This is a genomic window from Stenotrophomonas sp. 05L44_2, from assembly GCF_056665995.1.
On record NZ_JBFTNR010000863.1, the window covers coordinates 1 to 1,583 of the forward strand.

Consider the following 1,583-nt stretch of genomic DNA (forward strand, 5'->3'; position numbering starts at 1 on the left):
GGGGTGTCAGCCGCATGGATGCGGCTGCCAAGCCTCCAGGGACGGATTCACGGCGTCCCCTGCCCAGCCCACCCGCCCGGCCCAACCCATGATTCACAAACCGGCCACCCACGAGGGGCTGCGCCGTTCGCTGCAAACTACGCCGAAGGCGACGGCTTCTGCTTCAGCAGGCTCAACGCCAGTCCACCCACAACCAGCACGCCCAGCCCCAGCAACGCCCACAGCAACCACGCCTTCCAGTCGTGCTGCGGCTTCAGCGCTGCGTCACCGGCGAGCGTCTCCGGACTGCCCTCCAAGCGTGCCAGCGTCGGCTGCCACGACGGATCATTGCGCTGCCGCAGTTCCTCGATCAGCACCGTGATCGGCGCCTCCGCGCGGCGCGCGGTCGTACTGCCCACGGCCAGCGCGTAGGGCGCTGCGCCCTGGCTGAGGAACACCATCACCTCCGGTTGATAGCCCAGGCGCAGGGTCGGGGCGCTGGTGGTCTCCACCGGGCTCGCGACCAGCTTCCAGTAACGGTCGCGGTACATGCCGCCCAACGGCTGTGCCGCCGATTGCTGGCGCTGGCCCGGTGCCCCCTGCTGCAGCTGATAGGCGATCCAGGGCGCGCTGCGGCGCTGCCATTCGGCGCTTTCGTCGTCGCGGCTGAACAGGGTCCACTGCACCAGGCTGTTGTCGGTGCTGGCCACGTCGGCGCGGGTCACCGGGAATCGACCATCCAGTTCAAAGGTGAATTCCCCCTTGCCCTGCGCGGTCGGTGTCAGCGACAGCCACTCCCAGGGCACCGTTGCCGGTGCCGGCGGCAGTTCGGCCAATACACTGCGCAGCTCTGGCAGGCGCGCCTCGCCCTGCGGCAGGATCCGCAGGTAGCGCACATTGCTGTCGACCTGCAGGCGTCGCTGCAGCAGGCGCTTGCCCGCACGCTGCAGGTCCACCAGGGGGACATCACGGGCGATCGACTGCCAGCGCTGCAGATCATCGCTGGCGTCAAGCTGTACCTGCGCCTGCAGCGGCTGGCCACTTTCGGCCCAGTCCAGCACCAGCGCTGCCAGCGGCTGCTGGCCGAGCACGCTGGCATCGATCAACCAGCCGCCCTGCCCGTTCGCCACCGCACCACCACCAAGCCTGGCCTCGACCCGGCGCACACGGCCGTCGGTATCGCGCTCGGTCAGCAGCTGCAGGTCGTTGCGCTGGGCCTCGGCCAGTGGTGGCAGCGCGAACCACGGCAGTTCGCGCTGCACCGGCGGCTGCGCCAACGGCTGGTCCGGCGCCAGCAGCGCCGATGGCAATGCCTGGCCGGCAGCGTTGAACACCTGCAGATCGCCCAGATCAGCGGCGCCTGCGCGGCGGTAGATCGCCGGCTCCAGCACCACACGATAGGCACCGGACTGCGCGCTGGACAGGCTCAGCGGCCACTGTTCGGCGTACTGCGCGCGGTAGTCCGTGGCCTGCGCGGCAACCGCACCGGCCACGCCGAACAAGACCGGCAGCAACGCTCGGCTCCACTTCCTCATTGGTTTTCCTCCACGGTTGGCGGCGCGCTCGGCGGCGCGGGGGCCAGGTAGCCCACCACGGTGCACAGC

1 protein-coding gene is annotated in these 1,583 nt (G+C 69.9%); it reads right to left on the bottom strand.

The features are described 5' to 3' along the window. Positions 1-137: 137 nt before the first annotated feature. Positions 138-1,514, bottom strand: coding sequence for a DUF3999 domain-containing protein (locus AC1VAN_RS21455; RefSeq protein ID WP_025874254.1), 1,377 nt, complete (start codon positions 1,512-1,514; stop codon positions 138-140). Between the last annotated feature and the right edge of the window lie 69 nt (positions 1,515-1,583).